This is a genomic window from Streptomyces sp. NPDC046465 (genome assembly GCF_040646035.1).
GTDB lineage: Bacteria > Actinomycetota > Actinomycetes > Streptomycetales > Streptomycetaceae > Streptomyces.
The window spans coordinates 24554-43853 of the sequence record NZ_JBEYZK010000035.1 but is presented as its reverse complement, the minus strand read 5'-3'; the positions used below and the strand labels follow the sequence as shown (position 1 = coordinate 43853).

20 protein-coding genes are annotated in these 19300 nt (G+C 71.3%); 4 read left to right on the top strand and 16 right to left on the bottom strand.

Features of this window, described 5'->3' with window-relative positions; translation table 11 throughout:
• Positions 1 to 225: 225 nt before the first annotated feature.
• The 14 genes from ABZ953_RS36115 to ABZ953_RS36050 form a co-directional block, all read right to left on the bottom strand.
• Positions 226 to 447 (bottom strand): hypothetical protein, encoded by a 222-nt coding sequence (locus ABZ953_RS36115; protein WP_361733188.1) that lies wholly within the window; start codon positions 445 to 447, stop codon positions 226 to 228.
• Between the two features lie 15 nt (positions 448 to 462).
• Positions 463 to 936: a hypothetical protein gene (locus ABZ953_RS36110; protein ID WP_361733187.1), complete on the bottom strand. Its 474-nt coding sequence runs from the start codon at positions 934 to 936 to the stop codon at positions 463 to 465.
• Between the two features lie 92 nt (positions 937 to 1028).
• A complete protein-coding gene (locus ABZ953_RS36105) occupies positions 1029 to 1259 on the bottom strand; it encodes a DUF397 domain-containing protein (RefSeq protein ID WP_361733185.1) in 231 nt (76 codons plus the stop codon).
• A 38-nt stretch (positions 1260 to 1297) separates the two neighbouring features.
• Positions 1298 to 1612 carry a hypothetical protein gene (locus tag ABZ953_RS36100; RefSeq protein WP_361733183.1) on the bottom strand — a complete coding sequence of 105 codons (315 nt, stop codon included), beginning with the start codon at positions 1610 to 1612 and terminating at the stop codon, positions 1298 to 1300.
• Between the two features lie 38 nt (positions 1613 to 1650).
• Positions 1651 to 2493: a helix-turn-helix transcriptional regulator gene (locus ABZ953_RS36095; protein ID WP_361733181.1), complete on the bottom strand. Its 843-nt coding sequence runs from the start codon at positions 2491 to 2493 to the stop codon at positions 1651 to 1653.
• Positions 2483 to 3007, bottom strand: a complete 525-nt coding sequence (locus ABZ953_RS36090) for a DUF6879 family protein (RefSeq protein WP_361733179.1) — start codon at positions 3005 to 3007, stop codon at positions 2483 to 2485. Before ABZ953_RS36090 ends, ABZ953_RS36095 begins: the two co-directional genes overlap by 11 nt.
• Positions 2991 to 3206: a hypothetical protein gene (locus ABZ953_RS36085; protein ID WP_361733177.1), complete on the bottom strand. Its 216-nt coding sequence runs from the start codon at positions 3204 to 3206 to the stop codon at positions 2991 to 2993. The genes ABZ953_RS36090 and ABZ953_RS36085 overlap by 17 nt, the downstream gene beginning before the upstream one ends.
• Positions 3207 to 3552: 346 nt before the next feature.
• The gene (locus ABZ953_RS36080) at positions 3553 to 4278 is read right to left on the bottom strand and encodes a GntR family transcriptional regulator (protein WP_361733176.1); all 726 of its coding nucleotides are present in this window, start codon (positions 4276 to 4278) and stop codon (positions 3553 to 3555) included.
• A gap of 131 nt (positions 4279 to 4409) precedes the next feature.
• The gene (locus ABZ953_RS36075) at positions 4410 to 5414 is read right to left on the bottom strand and encodes a proline racemase family protein (protein ID WP_361733174.1); all 1005 of its coding nucleotides are present in this window, start codon (positions 5412 to 5414) and stop codon (positions 4410 to 4412) included.
• Between the two features lie 56 nt (positions 5415 to 5470).
• Positions 5471 to 6391, bottom strand: a complete 921-nt coding sequence (locus ABZ953_RS36070) for a dihydrodipicolinate synthase family protein (RefSeq protein ID WP_361733172.1) — start codon at positions 6389 to 6391, stop codon at positions 5471 to 5473.
• Complete coding sequence (locus ABZ953_RS36065) at positions 6388 to 8043, bottom strand: NAD(P)/FAD-dependent oxidoreductase (RefSeq protein WP_361733170.1); 1656 nt, start codon at positions 8041 to 8043, stop codon at positions 6388 to 6390. Before ABZ953_RS36065 ends, ABZ953_RS36070 begins: the two co-directional genes overlap by 4 nt.
• Positions 8024 to 8347: a (2Fe-2S)-binding protein gene (locus ABZ953_RS36060; protein ID WP_361733168.1), complete on the bottom strand. Its 324-nt coding sequence runs from the start codon at positions 8345 to 8347 to the stop codon at positions 8024 to 8026. Before ABZ953_RS36060 ends, ABZ953_RS36065 begins: the two co-directional genes overlap by 20 nt.
• A gap of 68 nt (positions 8348 to 8415) precedes the next feature.
• A complete protein-coding gene (locus ABZ953_RS36055; RefSeq protein ID WP_361733166.1) occupies positions 8416 to 9639 on the bottom strand; it encodes an FAD-binding oxidoreductase in 1224 nt (407 codons plus the stop codon).
• A 78-nt stretch (positions 9640 to 9717) separates the two neighbouring features.
• The gene (locus ABZ953_RS36050) at positions 9718 to 10464 is read right to left on the bottom strand and encodes a helix-turn-helix transcriptional regulator (RefSeq protein ID WP_361733164.1); all 747 of its coding nucleotides are present in this window, start codon (positions 10462 to 10464) and stop codon (positions 9718 to 9720) included.
• Between the two features lie 228 nt (positions 10465 to 10692).
• Between ABZ953_RS36050 and ABZ953_RS36045 the strand changes: the two genes are divergently transcribed.
• Both ABZ953_RS36045 and ABZ953_RS36040 read left to right on the top strand, forming a co-directional pair.
• Entirely contained in the window at positions 10693 to 11841 is a 1149-nt protein-coding gene (locus tag ABZ953_RS36045) for an MFS transporter (protein WP_361733226.1), read from the top strand.
• Positions 11842 to 12034: 193 nt separating this feature from the next.
• On the top strand, positions 12035 to 14422 hold the full coding sequence (locus ABZ953_RS36040; RefSeq protein WP_361733162.1) for a collagenase: 2388 nt from the start codon (positions 12035 to 12037) through the stop codon (positions 14420 to 14422).
• 82 nt (positions 14423 to 14504) lie between these two features.
• On the opposite strand, the gene ABZ953_RS36035 is transcribed toward ABZ953_RS36040, so the two are convergent.
• A complete protein-coding gene (locus ABZ953_RS36035) occupies positions 14505 to 16025 on the bottom strand; it encodes a glycoside hydrolase family 3 N-terminal domain-containing protein (protein WP_361733160.1) in 1521 nt (506 codons plus the stop codon).
• A gap of 310 nt (positions 16026 to 16335) precedes the next feature.
• On the opposite strand from ABZ953_RS36035, the gene ABZ953_RS36030 reads away from it, so the two are divergent.
• Positions 16336 to 17337, top strand: coding sequence for a zinc-binding dehydrogenase (locus tag ABZ953_RS36030; RefSeq protein ID WP_361733158.1), 1002 nt, complete (start codon positions 16336 to 16338; stop codon positions 17335 to 17337).
• Positions 17334 to 18386, top strand: a complete 1053-nt coding sequence (locus ABZ953_RS36025) for a Gfo/Idh/MocA family oxidoreductase (RefSeq protein ID WP_361733224.1) — start codon at positions 17334 to 17336, stop codon at positions 18384 to 18386. The genes ABZ953_RS36030 and ABZ953_RS36025 overlap by 4 nt, the downstream gene beginning before the upstream one ends.
• A gap of 36 nt (positions 18387 to 18422) precedes the next feature.
• On the opposite strand, the gene ABZ953_RS36020 is transcribed toward ABZ953_RS36025, so the two are convergent.
• A complete protein-coding gene (locus ABZ953_RS36020) occupies positions 18423 to 19280 on the bottom strand; it encodes a class I SAM-dependent methyltransferase (protein WP_361733156.1) in 858 nt (285 codons plus the stop codon).
• Between the last annotated feature and the right edge of the window lie 20 nt (positions 19281 to 19300).

Sequence of the window (19300 nt, the reverse complement as noted above, 5' to 3'; positions counted from 1 at the left end):
GCCACGTCGTCTCAGGTGCTTCCGTACGTGGGGGCGTCGGCCGCTGAGGTCAAGGAACTGCCCGCAATCATCGTGACGGTGGACCGCTCGGGGAAGACTGGCCGACCGGCCACCGTTTTCACGCTCCGCGGTGACAGTTCCGGTGACGCTGTGCCGCAACCAGCCCGCGCGGTGCGTGAGCAGAACCGGGACGATTCTGGCCGGGGCTCTTTCGTTGCTTCGGCCCTACTCCGCTCGTTCGACCAGGGCGACCGATGTGCACAGGCGTCGGAACTGGGCGTGTCCCGTTCGGCCGGTGTGGCTCATGCACTCCACGTCGACGGTCGCGCCGTCGGACGCAGGCTTAGCCTCCCAGGCGCACGTCAGGCACTTCGCCTCGAACGTCGCCTCTGTGTCCGGTTGCTGGGTGATCCGGTGCTTCGTATAGCGCAGGATCGAACGGGGCATCGTGGAGTGCTCCCCTTATCGGATGTCGTCTGTCGGGCAGGCAAGGTCCGGTGCGGCGCGGTTCGGGGAGCACGTGACCAGAGCTACCGACAGAAACGCGGGTCTCTCCAGGTAGAAGCCGTGGGACACGTCTCCACCCCACCCCAGCCGTTCGGCAGCGCAGTGGACCAGTAGCGCCAGACGCGTACTGTCGCGGTCGGACTCGGAGGCGAACCGGGGCGCGTACTGGGTCAGTTGTTCCCCGAGCCATTCCGCCGCTTCCTTCGGCTCCTCCCAGGTACCGCGCACCAACTTCGCGGGCTTGATCAGCCAGTGGGCCGTTTCGAGCGGTGGGAGGACCACGGTTGGGAACTCCGTCCTCACTTCCTTGTACCGCTGGATCAGCTCTGGTCCATCGGCCAGTGGGGGATCAGGGTGCGGGGGCCGTCTCAGTGCCTCGTCATCGAACCGATGCTTGGAGCCAGTCCACAGGTAGCCGTGGTGGTGCAACTGTCGTCCCGTCCAGTGCAGGAAGAGGAAGAGCGCCCGACCGGCCCTGTCTCTCGGGGGTGAGCCAGGGCCGGAGGCGTCAGGGTTGGCCGTCAGGCAGACAGGCCGAAGCGGGCCGGGTCGATACCGGCCGCGTTCAGTTCATCGGTGGTGAAGCGCAACGGCTCCGCGCCGGGCCGCTTGCTGTCGCCCAACGCCCACGCGTTGGGGCCGATCTTCGCCAGCGTGGCGCAGGACTCGCCGTCGGGGTGTGTGTTGCCCCCGCACGCCTTGTAGAACGTGGCTCCGTCGATGGGCAGGCTGTACAGGTCGGTTCCAGGCATGGGTGTGCCTTCCTGAGAGGTCAATGACGGGGGCAGACTCAGGGCTGGTACTGCTCCGACTTCGACACGTACACAACGCCAGGGGCAAGGGCCGTCACGGACTCCCGGAACAACTCGTGCAGCACCGACCGGGAGTTGTCCCCCATGGCGCTGGTCAGGTTGCCCGCCAGTAAGGCGGCCTCTGACGGAAGCAGGACCATTTCTGTGTCTGCCATATGCCGACCGTTCTTCGTCAGCCAAATAGGCACACGGATGTTCCCATCATCATCCTGATATGCCGGACGGCTTGGGATCGGGTCCATCCGCCAACCCTGCGGCGCCTTCTGACTGTCCTTCTTCGGTTCGGTCGGCATGGCTACACCCTCGTCCCGCAGGCGTGGGACCTCTAGCGTTATTCGCGTTGTCGGGTAAAGATCCCAGACCACTCGTTCAGGAGTTCTCGGCACTCGTCTCCGAACACTGCGTACGACTCGTACCTCTCGAAGTCCTCGCGGTACGCGTTCACGTCGCGATGGTCCCGCAGGATCAATGCACCAGTGCCCGTTTCCACGGTAGCTAGTCGCCGGTCGTATACCGTGAAAGTGTTCAGCGGCATCTCCGAAATGTGGCCTGCCAAAGGGATGACCGCAAGCCGAACACTAGGAATTCGAGATACCGAAGCCAGCCGGTCGAGCTGCATTGCCATGGCGAGAGGTGGCAGCAAGGGCCAGCGAACGGCTTGTTCCGTCAGCAGGAACGTGAACGACTTTGACGAGTCGTAGAGGACGCTCTGGCGTTCCAGCTTCTTCGCAATGGTCTTGGACTGGTCTCCGGGAGTATCCGCGATGCTGGCACGCACATACTCCGGCGTAGCAAGCAGCCCTGTGATCGCCGAGAGTAGGAAGAATCGGAACTCTGTTGTAACCGTTTCGATCCTGGCTAGCTCGTTCTGCTTCTTGTCTAGGCCCCGACGCCGAGAAGACCAATGATCCTGCCACTCGGTATTCGCGGTGCGAACCATTTCGAGGATCTGTGAGGCTGCCGGATCATCGGTCCCAAGCGCTTCAAGGATCAGCTCTACGTCGACAATGGCGGGAGTGAGTTTCCCGCTCTCCATGTTGCTGACCTTGGTTTGTGACATGTTGCAGCGGCGAGCGAGCCAGGTCTGAGTCTTCCCGGCTCGCTTCCGCAGGCTTCGCAGTGCTTCCGCTAGGTCCGACCTGGACTGACCTAGCCGTTCAGGCTCAAAGCTCAAGACCCTTCACGAACTCCTCGAAGGGTACGGACTCAGCTACCGCGATTCGCTGGTATTCGATGAACGGGGCCACGTCGCCCTCGAATACCTCGCGGTTGATCTGCTTTCCGTCAGGCTCATAGTTCATGAGCACGATTTCCGACTGGTCGAACATCCAGAAGTCTTGAACCCCTTCAAGAGGGTTGGTTCTGTCGGTCACGTCGAGAATGCGGATCTGCTCCCCGGCCAAGAGGTGCGGCCGGTAGTACTGGGAGAACTCGAACCGCAGGTACTCAGACAGAGGTCGAGTGACGATGTGGACGCGTCCTTGAACGCGTCCCTCCGTGACCTGCCTGCGGAGCCGGTCTGTGTACTCGTTGTGGACCGTTGCGGGGTCGATACGCGCGCCGTCGCGGAACGCCTGAAGCTCCTCGGCTTCCTGCGGCATGAGGTACTGCGGCAGGGTCTCAAGACGCCATGCTTCCCGCTGGAAACCCTCAAAGCGTGCGGCCCACTCTTCACCAGCCAAGAGCACGGACAGCCTCCTTCAGGACGTCCTCGGGGATCTCGACAAGCCCTTCCCCCTCCGGGGGCTGGAATGCCTTGGACACGTCGCCCTGGACGACGATGGAGCCGGACGCGGTGCGGTAGACGTTCGGGCAGTCGTCCTTGCCGCACGGTCCCCCGTTGCCGTTGCCGTTGCCGGTGAGTCGGGTCAGTTCCTCACGAGCCATGGTGAAACCCCCTGTCCCCCGCCCCTCGTGGGGCGGCTCCACGACCGTACGGAGGGCGTGCCGTCGCCGTCCATGCGGTCACGCCAATATTTGTGTTGTCGCATAAAACTGTGGTGCTCGCCCCCGCCGCCAGAGGCGGCCTTGAGTAATGGCGTGGGCGGGCTGGTCACGTGACCAACGCATGACCAACAGCGGTCCGAAACGGCCGAAACAGGGGGAACGCATGACCAACGGTGCTGGTCAAGCCTGCGGCGTGCCGGGTGCGTTTTCCCAGGTCAGCTAAGTAAAGTGCTAGTGCCCGGGTGGAGATTCAAGTCCCCCCTCGGACACCAGCAGGAACCCCAGTTCATCTGGGGTTCTTTTGCGTTGTGGTGCGCCTCTCGGCCGTGGGGCGCCTCTCGGCCGTGGTGCGACCCTCGGCCCACAGGGAGCGCACATGCCCCAGGTGTCGCGCCATGCACCGCTCCGCGCCCTTCGCGTCGCCGGACAGCATCAGGTCGAGGAGCTCAATGTGCTCCTCGGCCGACGGGGTCAGCTGATCGCGTTCGTCCAGGGCCGTCAGTCCGTAGAGGCGGGAGCGCTTGCGGAGGTCGCCGACCGTTTCGACCAGCCGGTCGTTGCCCGACAGGGCGAGGAGCGAGAGGTGGAAGCGGCGGTCGGCTTCCAGATAGCCGATGAGGTCGTGGTCGCGAGCGGCGCGCACGATCTCCTGGGCGACCGGACGCAGCACCTCCAGATCTTCCCGGGCCGCGGTGCGGGTGATCCGGCCGATCATGGGGACCTCGATCAGGCTGCGGATCTCCGTGTACTGGTCGAGGTCGCGCTCATTGACCTCCGTGACCCGGAAACCCTTGTTGCGGACGGGCTCGACCAGGCCCTCCCTGGCCAGGTCGAGCATCGCCTCGCGGACCGGTGTCGCGGAGATGCCGAAGTCCTCGGCGAGGCCGGGCGCTGAGTAGATCTCGCCGGGGCGCAGTTCGCCGGAGATCAGGGCGGCGCGCAGGGCGTGGCCGACCTGGTCGCGCAGCCGCTCCCTGGTGGTGATGAGGTTCTTCTGCTTCAGGTGCCCCATGGTGTCCCCTCCGGTGATCCCCGCGCCCGTGGTACGTACCCGCGCCCGCGCGGATCACCAAAGTACAATGTCACGTTGCCAGTTGGGGGGCCCAGGGACTCCGGAGCTCAGGGGCTCAGGGACTCAGGGGCTCAGAGGAGGAAACCCGCGGGGAAGGGGTCGTCGGGGTCAAGGAAGTACTGGGCCGTGCCGGTGATCCAGGCGCGGCCGGTGATCCGGGGCACGACCGCGGGCAGCCCCGCCACCTCCGTCTCCGCCACCAGCCGCCCGGTGAACTCCGTGCCGATGAACGACTCGTTCACGAAGTCCCGGTCCAGCGGGAGCTCGCCGCGGGCGTGCAGCTGTGCCATCCGCGCCGACGTGCCCGTCCCGCACGGCGAGCGGTCGAACCAGCCCGGGTGGATCGCCATCGCGTGCCGCGAACGGCGGGCGTCCGAGCCCGGGGCGGCCAGATAGACGTGCTTGACTCCGCTGATGTCCGGCTGCTCGGGGTGCGTCGGGCGGTCCGGCGACGCGTTGATCGCGTCCATGACGGCGAGCCCCGCCGCGAGCAGGTCGCCCTTGCGTGCCCGGTCGAACGGGAGCCCCAGGGCGTCGAGCGGGACGAACGCGTAGAAGTTCCCGCCGTACGCCATGTCGTACGTGAGCGTGCCGTGCCCCGGCACCTCCACCTTGCGGTCAAGGGCGACGCAGAACGCGGGGACGTTGGTCAGGGTGGCCGAGGTGGCCGCGCCGTCGGACACGCGTACGTCGACGGAGACCAGGCCCGCCGGAGTGTCCAGGCGGACCGTCGTGACCGGCTCGGTGACCTGGACCATGCCGGTCTCGACCAGGACGGTGGCCACGCCGATGCTTCCGTGACCGCACATGGGCAGCAGCCCGGACACCTCGACGTAGAGGACCCCGCAGTCGGCGTCGGGGCGGGTCGGGGGCTGGAGGATCGCGCCGCTCATCGCGGAGTGGCCGCGCGGCTCGTACATGAGCAGGGTGCGCAGCTGGTCCAGATGCTCGATGAAGTGGAGCCTGCGGTCGGCCATGGTGGCGCCGGGGATCACCCCGACGCCACCGGTGATCACACGCGTGGGCATGCCCTCGGTGTGCGAGTCGACGGCGTGGAAGACGTGTCGGGTGCGCATGGATCCCTTCCGGTTGTCGTTCCCGGCCTCGGCGCGGAGGCGGCCGTGGGTCGGTCTTAGCGGTGGCCGGCCGCCAGCGCCTTCTCGGTGGCCGACCGCACGAACGCCTCCGTGGGGCCGGACAGCGGTGCGCGCGGCGGCCGGGTCGGACCCCCGCGGCGGCCCACGATGTCCATCGAGACCTTGATGGCCTGCACGAACTCCGTCCTGGAGTCCTGACGCAGCAGCGGGTGCAGAGAGCGGTAGAGCGGGAGTGCCGTGGCGAGGTCCTGGGCGCGGGCGGCATCGTAGAGCTCCGCGCAGGCGGCCGGGAAGGCGTTCGGGTATCCGGCGATCCAGCCGACCGCCCCCGCGAGGACGAGTTCGAGCAGGACGTCGTCCGCTCCGACCAACAGGTCGAGATCTGGGGCGAGTTCGGCTATCTCGTACGCCCTGCGGACGTCCCCGGAGAACTCCTTCACGGCCACGACGCTGCCGTCGCCGTGCAGTCGGGCCAGCACGTCCGGCGTCAGGTCGACCCTGGTGTCGAGAGGGTTGTTGTAGGCGATCACGGGCAGACCGGCCTTTGCCGCCTCGGCGTAGTGGTCGCGCACGGAACGGTCGTCGGCGCGGTAGGCGTTGGGCGGCAGCAGAAGCACCGAGCCGCAGCCCTCCGCCGCGGCCTGTTCGGCCCAGCGGCGGGACTCGGCGCTGCCGTACGCGGACACGCCGGGCATCACGCGGGCCCCGTCGCCCGCGGCCTCGACGGCGGTACGGACGACGCGGGCGCGCTCGTCGTCGGTGAGGGTCTGGTACTCGCCGAGGGAGCCATTGGGGACGACGCCGTCACAGCCGTTGCCGATGAGGTGGCGGACGTGCTCGGAGTAGGCGTCGTAGTCGACGGACAGGTCCTCGCGCAGGGGGAGCGCGGTGGCGACCATGATGCCGCGCCAGGGGCGTTCGGCGGTCCAGGTGGCGGAGGCCGTGGCTGAGGTCATGAGGGCTGCCCTTCTGTTGGGTGGGGCGGGGAGGCGGGCGTGCTGGAAGTGCCGGGGGTGTCGGGGGTGCCGGGGGCATCCGGGTGGGGTTCCTGTGGCGCTTCCGGGAGTGCGGCGAGTGCGGCGAGTGCGGCGAGCGGCACGGGCGTGGCCAACGGGCGGCGATCCGAAGACGCGGGACCCGAGTAAGGGGTAGGGGGAGGGATAGAGGGAGAGGGGGAGGAAGGTGGTGGCGGGGGCGCGGTGAGGCAGGTCACCGCCGGTCCGCACATCCGGCCCTGGCACCAGCCCATGCCCGCCCGGGTGAGCAGCTTGACGGTGCGCGCGTCACGGGCGCCGTACTCCGTGACGGCCTCGCGGACGCGGCCCGCGGGGACCTCCTCGCAGCGGCACACGTCCGTATCGTCGGAGAGCCAGCGGGTCCAGCCGGGGCCCGGCGCGTGCGCGGCGGTCATGACGTCGGCGAAGGCGCGCATCCGGTCGCGGCCGCGCCGTAGGGCGCGCAGGTGCGAGAGTGAGGCGGGGCGTCGCCCGGTCAGCCGGGCCGCGATGGCATGCGCGGCCAACTCGCCCTCTGCGACGGCGAGTTGCGCGCCGCCGACGCCGGAGGTCTCGCCTGCCGCCCACATCCCGCGCAAGGACGTCTCCTGTAGCGGCCCCAGAGCCAGCGCGTGTGTGCCGTCGGCCGCGCGGCGGGTGGTGCAGCCGAGGCCGGTCGCCAGGTCGATCTGCGGGATCAGGCCGTGGCCGACAGCCAGCGCGTCGCAGGCGATGCGGCGGCCCGAGCCCGGTACCGGACGCCAGTCGCGGTCGAGGCGGGACACGGTCACCGCGGTCACCCGGTCCGTACCGTGTGCCTCGGTCACCGCGTGCCGGGTGCGCAGGCGCACCTTGTGGCGCAGTAGCGCGGTGCCGTGGAGCGCGGCTTCCGCCAACTTTCCTGGCTGGGCCGCGATGACGCCCGGACGGCGGGCATAGCCGAGGTAGCCGGTGGCCTCGATCAGTTCGGGGACCTCGGCACCGGCCGCGGTGAGTGATGCGGCCACGGCGAGCAGGAGGGGGCCGCTGCCCGCGACGACCACGCGCCTGCCGGGCAGGGCGAGGCCGGACTTGAGCATGGCCTGGGCGCCACCGGCGCCCACCACGCCCGGCAACGTCCAGCCGGGGAAGGGGAGATGGCGTTCGTACGAGCCGGTGGCGAGGAGGACGCTGCGGGCGCGCACGACCACCGGGTCCTGGTTCTGCCCGTCCTCGCCGGTGAGGGCGTGGACGGCCCAGTGCTCCTCGGCCTCGCGCGTGAGCGTCCACACGTGGTGGCCGAAGAGCGGGGTGGCGTCGCTCGTCTCCAAGCGGTCGCGCAGGTCGGCGAAGAGCGGCCAGTCGTGGTGGAGGGCCTCGGGGCGGGTGGCGCGTGCGGCGGGGGCAGGGTGTCGGAAGAACTGTCCACCCGGCTGTGCTGCCGAGTCCAACAGGGCTACGTGTAGGCCGAGTTCGGCCGCCCGCACGGCTCCGGCGAGCCCTGCGGGTCCGGCGCCGAGCACCACGACGTCGTACCGCTCGTCGTGGCCGTGACCGTGACCATGGTGGGGGCTGGGGTCGGGGCTGGGGTGCGTCCCGGGCCCGTACGGGGCCTCAGATGCCGAGCCCGGCATGACCGTGTCCTTCCTGGGTCGTGACCGCGTCGCCGGGGCTGGCGGTGACCAGGCAGGCGCGCCGGTTGGGCCGCCCGTTGACGGTCGCGAGGCAGTCGTGGCACTGGCCGATCCCGCAGAACGCCCCGCGCGGCCGCCCGCCGCTCCGGGTGGTCCGCCAGGCGAGGATCCCCGCGGACCAGAGCACGGCGGCGATGGACTGCCCCGGCAGCGCGTCGAGCCGGAGTCCGTCGAAGGTGATCGGGAAGGTGGCGTCGGGGGCGGCCCCGACGAGGTCGGCGGGGGTCCGGTCGGCACGTGCCATGAGGTCGGCTCCTCTCGAAGGATGTCGTGGTCGTGCGGGCGGGCGTGCGGCGAAGGATCGGCGGCGTCTCATCGTGCGGCGCCCTCCCGCGCGAAGCGGTCGGGGGCGAACGGGCCCATGGGCAACGGCGGTTCGTGGCCCGTGAGCAGCGCGGCGACCAGTGCCCCCGTCGCCGGAGCGAGACCGATGCCCGCGCCCTCGTGGCCGCAGGCGTGCAGCAGGCCGGGGACCCGCGGATCGGGTCCGATCGCCGGGAGGTGGTCGGGAAGGTAGGGGCGGAACCCGGCGTACGTGCGGATCGCCCGCACCTCGGCGAGTACGGGGAACAGCCGGAGGGCCTGGGCCCCGAGGCGCCGCAGGACCTCGACCGACAGCGTGCGGTCGAAGCCCACCCGCTCCCGGCTGGCCCCGATCAGTACCGGGCCCGCCGGAGTGCCCTCCACCACGGCGGAGGTCTGCAGCGCCGCGGAGCCGCTCGCGACGTCGGCGACGTACTCGGCGGAGTACACCTTGTGGCGCACCACGCGCGGCAGCGGTTCGGTGACGAGGACGAAGCCGCGCCGGGGGAGCACGGGCAGCTCCACGCCTGCCAGGCGGGCGAGTTGACCGCCCCAGGTACCTGCCGCGTTGAGGACGTGCGGGGCCCGCACCTCGCCCCGGTGTGTCCGTACGCCCCGCACCTCGCCGCGCGCGCCGATGAGGAACCCGGTGACCTCCTCGCCGAGCCGCAGCGTGAGGCGTCCGGCGTCGGCGGCCGCCCGCAGCAGGTGGGCGGCGGCGAGGGCGGGCTGCACCTGCGCGTCCTGCGGGTAGTGGAAGCCGCCCGCGAGACCGGGCGCGAGGTGCGGTTCGAGGTCGGTGAGGCGGTCGGCCGGGACGTCGACGGCGACGACGCCCGCGCCCGTCTGACGCGCGGCGAAGTCGCGCAGTGCGGCAAGACCCGGCTCGGTGGATGCGACGACCAGGCCGCCCTTCGTCTCGTACTCGATGCGCGCGGGGAGTTCGGTGGCGAGCTCTTGCCACAACTGGGCGGAGAAGAGGGCGAGTTCGAGTTCAGGGCCCGGCTCTTTGTCGGAGACGAGGAGGTTGCCTTCGCCCGCTCCGGTGGTGCCGCCGGCGACGGGGCCGCGGTCGATGACGGTGACGCGGAGGCCGGCGCGGGCGGCGTAGTAGGCGCAGGCCGCGCCGACCACACCCGCCCCGACGATGACGAGGTCGGAACGGTCTGTGCGGTACGAGTCGGGTGAAAGGGCCGAGGGGTCCGGCGGTCCGGACGGGTGTCCCGTGAGCACGGCAGTAATATTTCACATGGCACTGGTGCTGCCAAGGGGCCGTACGAACACCGCAGTTGAGGCACCGGGTGTCGAAGATCAGACGCGCCGGTGATGGGCGCCGGGAGTGTACCCGTGGGCCCGGCGGAACACGTCGATGAACGCGCTGGTGGAGGACCATCCGCAGCGGTGCGCGACCGTGGTGACCGGCGTGCCGTCGGCCAGCATGCGCAGCGCGTAATAGAGGCGCAGTTGGGTGCGCCACTGGGGGAACGTCATGCCGAGCTCGCGCCGGAAGAGCCTGCTGAGGGTGCGCTCGCCCGCGCCTGCCGCGGTCGCGAGATCGGCCAGTCCGCGCGGGTCGGCGGGGTCGCGGCGCAGCAGATCGCAGACGGCCGTGAGGCGGGGGTCCGACGGGGTGGGCAACTGCACGGGCTCCTGCGGCGACGCACGCAGCTGGTCGAGGAGTACGGCGCGCAGGCGGCGGCGTTCCGGGGACTCGTCGTGCGGGGTCCGGGTGCAGGTCAGGATCAGTTCGCGCAGCAGGGGGCCGACGGCCAGGACGGTCGGGGCGGCGAGGCCGAGCGGGTTCGTGGTGGCGGGCAGACCGACCAGGTGCAGGGCGAGGTGGCCGTGGGCGCGGTGCGCGTGGGTGCATCCGGCGGGGACCCAGATGGCCCGGGTGCCGGGCGCGAACCAGGTGCCCGCGTCGGTGGTGACGGTCACCACGCCGGAGCCCGCGTAGACGATCTGGTGGTCGTCGTGGCGGTGCGCGTCGATGTGCTCGCCGGGGGCCAGCGTGCGGGTGGCGGTGGGCGCTGCGGGGGTGTGGCGGATGTTCGGCACAGATTGGCACTTTATCGGAAGCGGGCCAGGGCGGACCGTGACGACGATGAGCAGATGTCGACGAACCGGACGCCGGACACGGCGGAGAGTGCCCCGAACCGGGCCGCGGACCAGGCTGCGAACCGGGCTGCGAACCGGGCCGCGGACCAGGCTGCGAACCGGGCCGCGGACCGGGCTGCGGACGCTTGCCGCGCCGGGCGCGCCCCCTCCCGTACCCGCCCCATCACCCTGCTCGCCCTCGCACTCGCCCACGCCTGCGTCGACGTCTACCAGGGGTCCGTCGCGGCCCTGGTGCCGTTCTTCGTGTCGGAGCGCGCCTACACCTATGCCGCCGCATCCGGCATCGTGCTCGCCGCCTCGCTGCTCTCCTCCGTGGTGCAGCCGCTGTTCGGCGCGCTCACCGACAAGTGGGCGATGCCGTGGCTGCTTCCGGTGAGCACGTTGGTAGGCGGGGCCGGGGTCGCCCTCGCCGGGGTGGGCGGGAGCCATGGGCTGACCCTGCTGGTCGTCGCCGTGTCCGGCATCGGTGTCGCCGCGTACCACCCGGAGGCCGCGCGGGTGGCGCGGCAGGCGAGCCGGGGCAGCCACACCGCCATGAGCTGGTTCTCGCTGGGCGGCAACGTCGGCTTCGCGACCGCGCCCCTGCTGGTCTCCGCCGTCGTCGCCACGGGCGGACTGCGCGCGTCACCGCTGCTCGTCGTGCCCGCCCTCGTCGGTGCGGTGCTGTGCGTGGCCGCGCTGCGGAGCGTCAGGGCGCGGGAGGCGGCGGCGCCCGCGGGGGAGGCCCCGGTGGGGACCGCTGCCGCCGAGGACGACTGGCCGTCCTTCCTCATACTGTCCGGCGCCGTCGTCTGCCGCGCGGTCGTCTTCACCGGACTGAGCACGTTCCTCGCGCTGTACGTGCGCGAGCGCACCGGCGGAGGCGAAGTCTCCGGCACGGTAGGGCTGTTCGTGCTCTACGTGGGTGGCGCGGTCGGCACCGTCGCGGGCGGGCGGCTCGCCGCCCGGCACGGCCGCCTCCCGGTCGTCCGGTGGTCGTACGCGCTGTCGGTCCTCGCGGTGGCGGGCGTCGTACTCGTACCGGGTCCGCTCCTGTACGTCTCCGTCGCGCTCACCTCGGCCGGGCTGTACGTGCCGTTCTCCCTGCACATCACCCTCGGCCAGGACTATCTGCCCCGGCGCATGGGGACGGCGAGCGGCGTCACTCTGGGCCTCACCGTGAGCATCGGCGGCCTCGCGAGTCCGCTGATCGGTGTAGTCGCCGATGCCGCTTCGCTGCGGGTCGCTCTCGCGCCCCTCATCGCGCTGCCCGCACTCGGCTGGCTTCTGCTGCGCACGCTGCGCGAGCCGGGGTCAGCGCCCGAGTCGCACTCCTGAGCCCCGAAGTCCCGCACAGTTGGCGGCGTCTGAGGGGTTGTCAGTGCAATATCACATTACTACGTTACGCATCACATGACGCAGCGGTGGCCACGAGGCACCTGCTCAAACTCCGCTGCGTGAACGTCAGTTGATGCTGACCGCACCGCATGGACAGCACCTCACGCCCCCACCTCCCACACAGGAGCATTCGGTGTCCCAGATACGTCTACGCACCCTGCGCACTCTGCGCACCCTGCGCAGATCCGTGCTCGCCGGCGCGACCGCGGTGACCCTCTGCGTCTCGGCCGCCCAGTTCGCCTACGCGGCCGAGCCTCCCCCCGCGGCGGCGAAGTCCCGCGCCGCCGCGGCGCCGTCCGCGCCCGCCGCCCCGAACCCCTTGGACGTCGTCGACCGCAGAGCGAAGGCGCCCAAGCCGGGCGCCCACGAGATCCCGGCGCCCGGCGGGCTCAAGGACAACCGCACGCCGGGCGCCCGCACGCCCGAACCGAAGAAGAAGCGCACGGCGCGGGCCGACGTCGCGCCGTGCACCCTCGACGGCGTGACCGGACTCTCGCCGGAGCGGTTCGCCGACTTCCTGGCCGACCCGGCCGTCACCGCCGACGGCTGTCTGCGCACCCTCGTGTGGACCTGGGACCCGCGGCTCGCCCCCGTCATGTCGGACGCACACGTCCAGGCCGTCTCCAGCCGCATCGCCCGCCTTGCCCCCGCCCACGACGGCAAGAACGGCAGCAACCTCCTGGAGCTGCTCACCTATCTGCACGCCGTCGCCTACCAGGACTTCTCGCACGACGAGATCGACGTGACCGACGGCCCGACCGTGGACGCGATGCGCCGCGCCGTCGCGGCCTTCGGCTCGGCGGGCCGCACCTTCGACGTGACCCGGACCAACGCCGACTCGCTGCGGGAGGCGCTCTACGCGGCGAGCGCCCCGGGGTTGCGGCAACACCAACTGCCACTGATCAAGCGGGTGTTGTCGACCATGGACGCCGCTCACGCGGAGACCGCGAAGGATGCCGCCTGGGGCGGGTCCGCGCTCGCCGCGCTCTCCCTGAGCTACCTCGGCGTCTACCCCGGCAATCAGGACGCCGCCTTCCACGCGGCGGTCAAGGCCGACCCCTCGTACCGTGCCGCCTTCAAGGCCTTCGCCACCTACACCCTCCTCAAGGGCACCGGCAACGCCTGGGTGGTGCGGGACGCGCTGAGCGAGTACGGGCGGTTCGGCCAGATCGACGGGCTCACCGGCGAGATCGTCCCCGGACTCGGCGGCCTCGTGGCCGTCACCGCCCGCAACTTCGGTGAGGGCAGCGCCCCTTGGGCCAAGGTCGCCACCTGGCTGAACGAGTTCGACGCCTGTGCGCCGTACAAGGTGTGCAAGGCCGACATCGAGCGCCGCCTCTTCCCGCAGACCTATACGTACGACAAGGGCGGCATGAAGGTGCGCACGTCCCTCGACCGGGGCACCGTCGACCAGCTCTACTACGCGAGCAAGCAGGTCAAGGCGCACTTCCACCGGGTCGTCGGCACCGAGGAGCCGCTCGCCGGTGACCCCAACACCGGTCTCACGACAGTGCTTTACGCCTCGCGCGCCGACTACGAGAACTACCACCCGCTCCTCACCGGGATGGACACGAACAACGGCGGCGTCTACATCGAGCGCGGCGCGACCTTCTACACCTATCAGCGGCGCGTGCCGCAGGACTCCACGCTGACGCTGGAGGAGCTCTTCCGCCACGAGTACACGCACTACCTCAACGGCCGCTGGGCGGTACCCGGCTTCTTCGGCGAGGGACCGTGGTACCAGGGTGACCGGACCACCGCGATGGACGAGGGGACGGCCGAGTTCTTCGACGGCGCCACCCGCGACGACGGGATCAAGGTCCGTAAGTCGCTGGTCCAGGGCATCATCGACGATACGGCGAACGGCGGCCCGCGGATGACCGTGGACCAGCTGCTGCACGCCACGTACGACGGCGACGGCTTCCGCTTCTACGACTACGCGGGGACGTTCTTCGAGTTCCTGTGGACCGAACGCCCCGCGCTGCTCCAGGAGATGTACCGCCTGCTGCGGGCCGACGACCCGGCGGGCTTCGACGGCTGGCGCGCCCGGCTCGGCAGGGACGGCGGGCTGCAGAGCCGGTACGACGCCTTCCTCGACAAGCAGATCGCGCACGTCGACGACCTCTTCGTGCCGGACACGACGTACGTGCCGGTCGGCGAGTTGCGCGACACCACCGCCGAGCAGGTGCGGGCCTCCTTCGCGGCCACCACGGGCATCGCGCCCGCCTGCCGCTCGAACGGCGCGCCGGAGCGGCCGCGGTACACCTGCACGGGACGGATCACCGCGAACCTCGGCGCGTCCGGGGACCCGGACGCCGTGTTCGAGGACATGTCGGAGACGGTCGACTACTTCGTTCTCGACCGGTCCGCGTCGGGTGACAACAACCTGGCCGACATGAACTGCTCGTTCGGCACGGTGGAGATCTGGTCCGACGGCCGCGCGGGCAGCGCGGACTTCAGCTGTGACGGGCCGCTCAAGGGACAGCTCAAGGGACAGCTCAAGGGGCAGCCGAAGGGGTGAGGGAGCGGGCCTCCGGACCGTCCGTCGTCGGGCAGACGAGGGCTCCGGAGGCCCCCCGTGGCGGGGCGCGGTCAGGCCGCGGTCAGCCCGCGGCGCCCGCGAGCAGCTCCGCCGCCGCGATGCCCGACACCCGGGTGGCGCCGTGCGTGACGAGATGGGTGGCGCCGAACGCATTGCCCACGGGCACGCCCATCTCCACGACCAGGGCATCCGGGCGGCAGCGCAGGATCCGGTTGAGGGTGTCGGTCATCCAGCGGTGCCGGGCCGCGTCGCGGACCACGACGACCAGGGCCCGGCCCGTCGCCGGGGTCAGGACCTCCCGGTCCAGGAGGTCCTCGGCGCGGTCGAGTTCGGGCTCCGTCAGACGGACGGACGTGGTGCCCGGGCGCAGGTCGCGCAGGGGGACGGCGACGCCCCAGGGGGTGTGGCCGTCGACGGCGAGGTTCATCGTGGGGGACAGCTCCACGACGTGCGGTGTCCCGGCGAGCGGGAGCGCGGCGTTCGCGGTGCCGGAGCGGTGGCGCACCCGCACGGCGCGGCGCGCCGCGACCAGGCCGATGTCGGAGGGCCCCGCGTCACGGGCCACGGCCCGGGACCGTGCGCCGGACCAGGCGGCGAACTCTTCCACGCGTCTGCTGGCCTCGACGAGCCGGCCCTCGGGGAGCGAGCCGTCGAGCACCGCCTTCACCAGGGCCGTGGAGAGCAGCTCGAACGTCGCTTCGTCGGCGCTCTCGCCGCCCACGCAGACCGCGTCCACGCCCCCGGCGACCGCCTTCACCGTCGCCCCGTCGATGCCGTAGCGGTCGGTGACCGCGCCCATCTCGATGCCGTCGGTGACCAGTAGGCCGTCGAAGTCGAGCTCCCCGCGCAGGAGTTCCACCAGGATGCGATGGCTGAGGGTCGCGGGCAGGTCCGGGTCGTAGGCGGGGGCGAGCAGATGTGCGGTCATGACGGCACGGACGCCCGCCTCCATCGCCGCGATGAACGGCGGCAGCGCGGTGAGCGCGATCTCCTCGGCGGAGCCCTGGACCTGCGGCAGGCCGTAGTGCGAGTCGACGACCGTGTCGCCGTGGCCGGGGAAGTGCTTGGCGCAGGCGGCGACTCCGGCCTGCTGCAGACCGCGGATCCAGGCGGCGGTGTGCCGGGAGACGACGTCGGTACGGGAACCGAAGGAGCGCACGCCGATCACCGGGTTGAGCGGGTTGGAGTTGACGTCGGCGCTGGGCGCGAAGTTGAGGGAGATGCCGGCGGCGTGCAGGTCGCGGCCGATGTCGTGGGCGACACGCTCGGTCAGGTCGATGTCGTCGACGGCGCCGAGGGCCAGGTTGCCGGGCCGGGACGAGCCGGTCCAGGCCTCCAGGCGGGTCACGTCGCCCGCCTCCTCGTCGATGGCGACGATCAGGTCCGGGTTCTCCGCGCGCAGGGACGTGGTGAGCCGGGCGACCTGCTCGGGCGTCTCGATGTTCCGCGAGAACAGCACGACGGAGCCCAGGCCCTCGGCGATCCTGCGGAGCAGCCAGCCGGGGGCCGTGGTGCCCTCGAAGCCTGGCTGTAGCACGGAGTTGGCGAGGTGCTCCAGAGTCGGGTCACTGCTCGGTGCCATGGCGCGACCTCCGAAGTTGCGGGTACGGGCTGAATGCGGGTGCGTGGCTCGTGGTGGAGCGGCAGCGGTGCGTGGAGCGGCAGGCGGTGCATGGAGCGGCAGACGGTGCGTGGGGCGTACGGTGCACGGAGTATGGGGTGAGACTCCTGCCCATTGGTCCAGGCCAATCGGATAGTGGATATTGGCTCGTACCGAACAGGGCTGTCAAGGCGTCCGAACCGGTCGAGCCGGGCGATTCCGCCATGACGGGGCGCGAGTTGGGGAATCCTTGGGACTTCCGCTGGTCGCATCCGGTGAAGGGGAGAGGCTCATGCGCAGGTACGAGCTCGTCGGCAGACGCGACATCAGGCTGGTGACCGACGTCGCGGTGCCGGAACCAGGACCGTTGGAGGTACTCGTCAGGGTGCGGGCCTGCACGGTCTGCAACCGGAGCGACCTTGCCTACTTCCACTATCACGGGCTGCGGGAGCACTGCTCCCAGGGCTGTTTCGGCCATGAGGTCGCCGGGGTCGTCGAGGCGACCGGGGCGGGTGTGCGCCGTGTCGTGCCCGGCCAGCGAGTCTTCGTACGGACGCCGCTCACCACCGGGTACGCCGACTTCGCGCTCGCCCGCGAGGTGGCCGTGGGCGCCCTGCCCGACTCCGTGCCCTACGAACAGGGCGCGATCCTGCAGCTCCTGCCGCTCGCCGTGCACGCCACCCGGGGCATCCGCCTCGGCGACCGGGTCGCGATCGTCGGGCAGGGACCCGTGGGGCAGCTGGCGCTGCGGGTCGCCGTGGCGCGCGGCGCCGCCGAGGCCGTCGCCGTCGACCTCGACGACTGGCGTCTGGAGCGGTCCACCGCCGCGGGCGCGGACGCGGTGCGCCGGGTGGACGGCAGCGCGGAACAACTGGCCGCCGTCGGCGCGGACTTCGACGTGGCCGTGGACGCCGTCGGCACTCCCACGACCCTCAATGCCTGCGTCGGGCTCGTCCGGCAGAACGGCCTCGTCGTCCTCCTCGGCACGCACCACGTGGACACGCACGTCACCCTCGACCTGGTCACCTGGGAGCGCAAGGGCCTGCGGGTGCACAGCTCCGCCGAACCCCTGGACACCGCGCGTGCGGAGGCGCTCGCCGTCGCCGAACGCCTCGCCCACCGCCGCACCGACGCCCTGCGCCTGCCCGACCTGCTCACGCACACCTATCCTCTCGACGAACTCCCCAAGGCCATGGAACAGCTCTCCGCCAGCCGCTCCCTCTACCCGGACGCCGAGCAGGCCCCCTACGACGGCCCGCCGCCCGAGACCCTGAAGGTGGCGATCGTCCCCTGAGGTGGAGCATCGCCGGATACGGCGACATCGTGACCCGTCGCGTGCTGCCCGCCCTGCACGCGCTCGGCGAGGAGCCGGTGGCCCTCTGGGGCCGTGACCCGCGCCGCGCCGCGCGCACCGCCGAGCGGTACGCCGTCGCGCGCTCCGGGGGCGACCCCGACGTGCTCCTGGCCGACGTGGATGCCGTGTACGTCGCCACCCCCGTCGTGGGCCATGTGCCGCTCGCCCAGGCCGTGTTGGCGGCCGGTCTGCCCGTCCTGATCGAGAAGCCGCTCGCGGGCGGCCTGGGGACCGGCGGGGCGCTCGACACGGCGGGACCGTGCGCGGGTGTCGCCTACTACCGCAGGCTCGCCCCCGCCGTGCGGCGGCTGCGCCAGGAGCTGGAGGGCTGGACGCCCGAACGGGTGGAGGTGCGCTTCCGGTGCGCCTTCGCGCCGGGGCCCTACGACCCGATGCGCTGGCGCACCGACCCCGCCGTATCGGGCGGCGGAGTCCTCGCCGACGCCGGAAGCCACCGGATCGACCTGCTGCTCCATCTGTTCGGACGGCCGTACGAGATCACGGCCCGGCTCGGCGGGCGCTTCCCCCGCGGAGCCGAGCGGCAGGCCGAACTGGCCCTGCGCTGGCGGTCGGGGCTGCGGGCGCACTGCCTCGTGGAGTGGGGGGACGGGCCGCCCGTGGACCGGATGCGGCTCACGGGCGGCGGCCGGACCGTGACGCTGGACCCGCTCGACTCGGGGCGCGTGGAAGGCGCCGCGGGATCACGGGTGGCGGGCGCTGCGGGATCACGGGTGGCGGGGGATGCTGGATCACGGGTGGCGGGCGATGCTGGATCAAGGGTGGCGGGCGACGCGGGATCACCGGCGCCGCTCTTCCTGCCGCCCGCCGCCAACCCGCACCAGCCGCTGCTCGCCGACTTCGTGGCCGCCGTCGCGACCGGCGCCGACCCGGTCTGTCCGGTGGCCGAGGCCCTGCTGGTCGACGACGTGATCGTCGCGGCGGAGCGCTCGGATGCCGCAGGCGGGCGGGCGGTGCGGCCCTGGGGCTGAGTGGCTCCGGGGCTGCGTGGCTCCGGGGCTGAGCGGTCAGGTGGCGGCGAGAAGGAGGTCCTCTCCGCTCGACGGGTGGAGGCCATCGGTGCGACCGGCGAAACAGCGCTCGGCGAGCGAGGGCCCCGACACATGCCGTGGGTCGGCGAAGCCCGCTGCGCGGGCGAGTGTCAGCATCGCCTGCGGCGTGTAGGAGCTGACGAAGGGCGTGCCGGACAGCCGTGCGCTGTCCGCGCACGCCGAGAGCGCAGGGCGCTCGGCCGCGTCGATGAGGTCCGTCGGCAGCAGGAAGGTCATGGCGAGCGTGGAGCCGGGGGCGAAACTCGCGACCTGGCGGAGGGTGGCCGCGGTGGCGCCCTCGCTGACGTACATGCTGACGCCGGTGGAGACGACCACGGCGGGGCGGGCCGGATCGAAGGAGGCGGCGGCCAACTGCTCGGTCCAGGGCGCGTCGGCCTCGAAGTCGACGGGCACCAGGTGCAGGCCGTCGGGGATGCCGTAGCCGAGTGCGGCCAGGCGCCGGCGCTTCCAGGCCTGCGGTCCCGGGCGGTCGACCTCGAAGACCCGCAGACGGGACGCCAGTTCCGGCTCGCGCTGGACGAAGGTGTCAAGGCCCGCGCCGAGGATGACGTACTGGGAGACGCCACGGGCGGCCTGCTCGGCGACCAGGTCCTCCACGAAACGGGCGCGGGCCAGGATCGCCGCCCGGAACGTGCTGGTGGCCCGCGGGTCCATGTCCGGGCGCTCCCGCCAGGCGTCGTCCGGGTCCGCGAGCCGCAGCCCGATCTCGTCCTCGAACACATGCGGCGGCGGGTCGACCTGGAGGTGCATCGCCCGCCACAGCGCGGTCCGTACGGCAGTGCTGTCCGGCATCATCATCTGCTCATCCACCATGGTGTTCCCAACGAGACACC

Bases quoted from the DNA above. Each gene is read 5' to 3' on its own strand.
- ABZ953_RS36115 (WP_361733188.1), bottom strand. From the start codon at position 447: ATGCCCCGTTCGATCCTGCGCTATACGAAGCACCGGATCACCCAGCAA.
- ABZ953_RS36105 (WP_361733185.1), bottom strand. From the start codon at position 1,259: ATGCCTGGAACCGACCTGTACAGCCTGCCCATCGACGGAGCCACGTTC.
- ABZ953_RS36100 (WP_361733183.1), bottom strand. From the start codon at position 1,612: ATGCCGACCGAACCGAAGAAGGACAGTCAGAAGGCGCCGCAGGGTTGG.
- ABZ953_RS36085 (WP_361733177.1), bottom strand. From the start codon at position 3,206: ATGGCTCGTGAGGAACTGACCCGACTCACCGGCAACGGCAACGGCAAC.
- ABZ953_RS36080 (WP_361733176.1), bottom strand. From the start codon at position 4,278: ATGGGGCACCTGAAGCAGAAGAACCTCATCACCACCAGGGAGCGGCTG.
- ABZ953_RS36075 (WP_361733174.1), bottom strand. From the start codon at position 5,414: ATGCGCACCCGACACGTCTTCCACGCCGTCGACTCGCACACCGAGGGC.
- ABZ953_RS36070 (WP_361733172.1), bottom strand. From the start codon at position 6,391: ATGACCTCAGCCACGGCCTCCGCCACCTGGACCGCCGAACGCCCCTGG.
- ABZ953_RS36065 (WP_361733170.1), bottom strand. From the start codon at position 8,043: ATGCCGGGCTCGGCATCTGAGGCCCCGTACGGGCCCGGGACGCACCCC.
- ABZ953_RS36060 (WP_361733168.1), bottom strand. From the start codon at position 8,347: ATGGCACGTGCCGACCGGACCCCCGCCGACCTCGTCGGGGCCGCCCCC.
- ABZ953_RS36035 (WP_361733160.1), bottom strand. From the start codon at position 16,025: ATGGCACCGAGCAGTGACCCGACTCTGGAGCACCTCGCCAACTCCGTG.
- ABZ953_RS36030 (WP_361733158.1), top strand. From the start codon at position 16,336: ATGCGCAGGTACGAGCTCGTCGGCAGACGCGACATCAGGCTGGTGACC.
- ABZ953_RS36020 (WP_361733156.1), bottom strand. From the start codon at position 19,280: ATGGTGGATGAGCAGATGATGATGCCGGACAGCACTGCCGTACGGACC.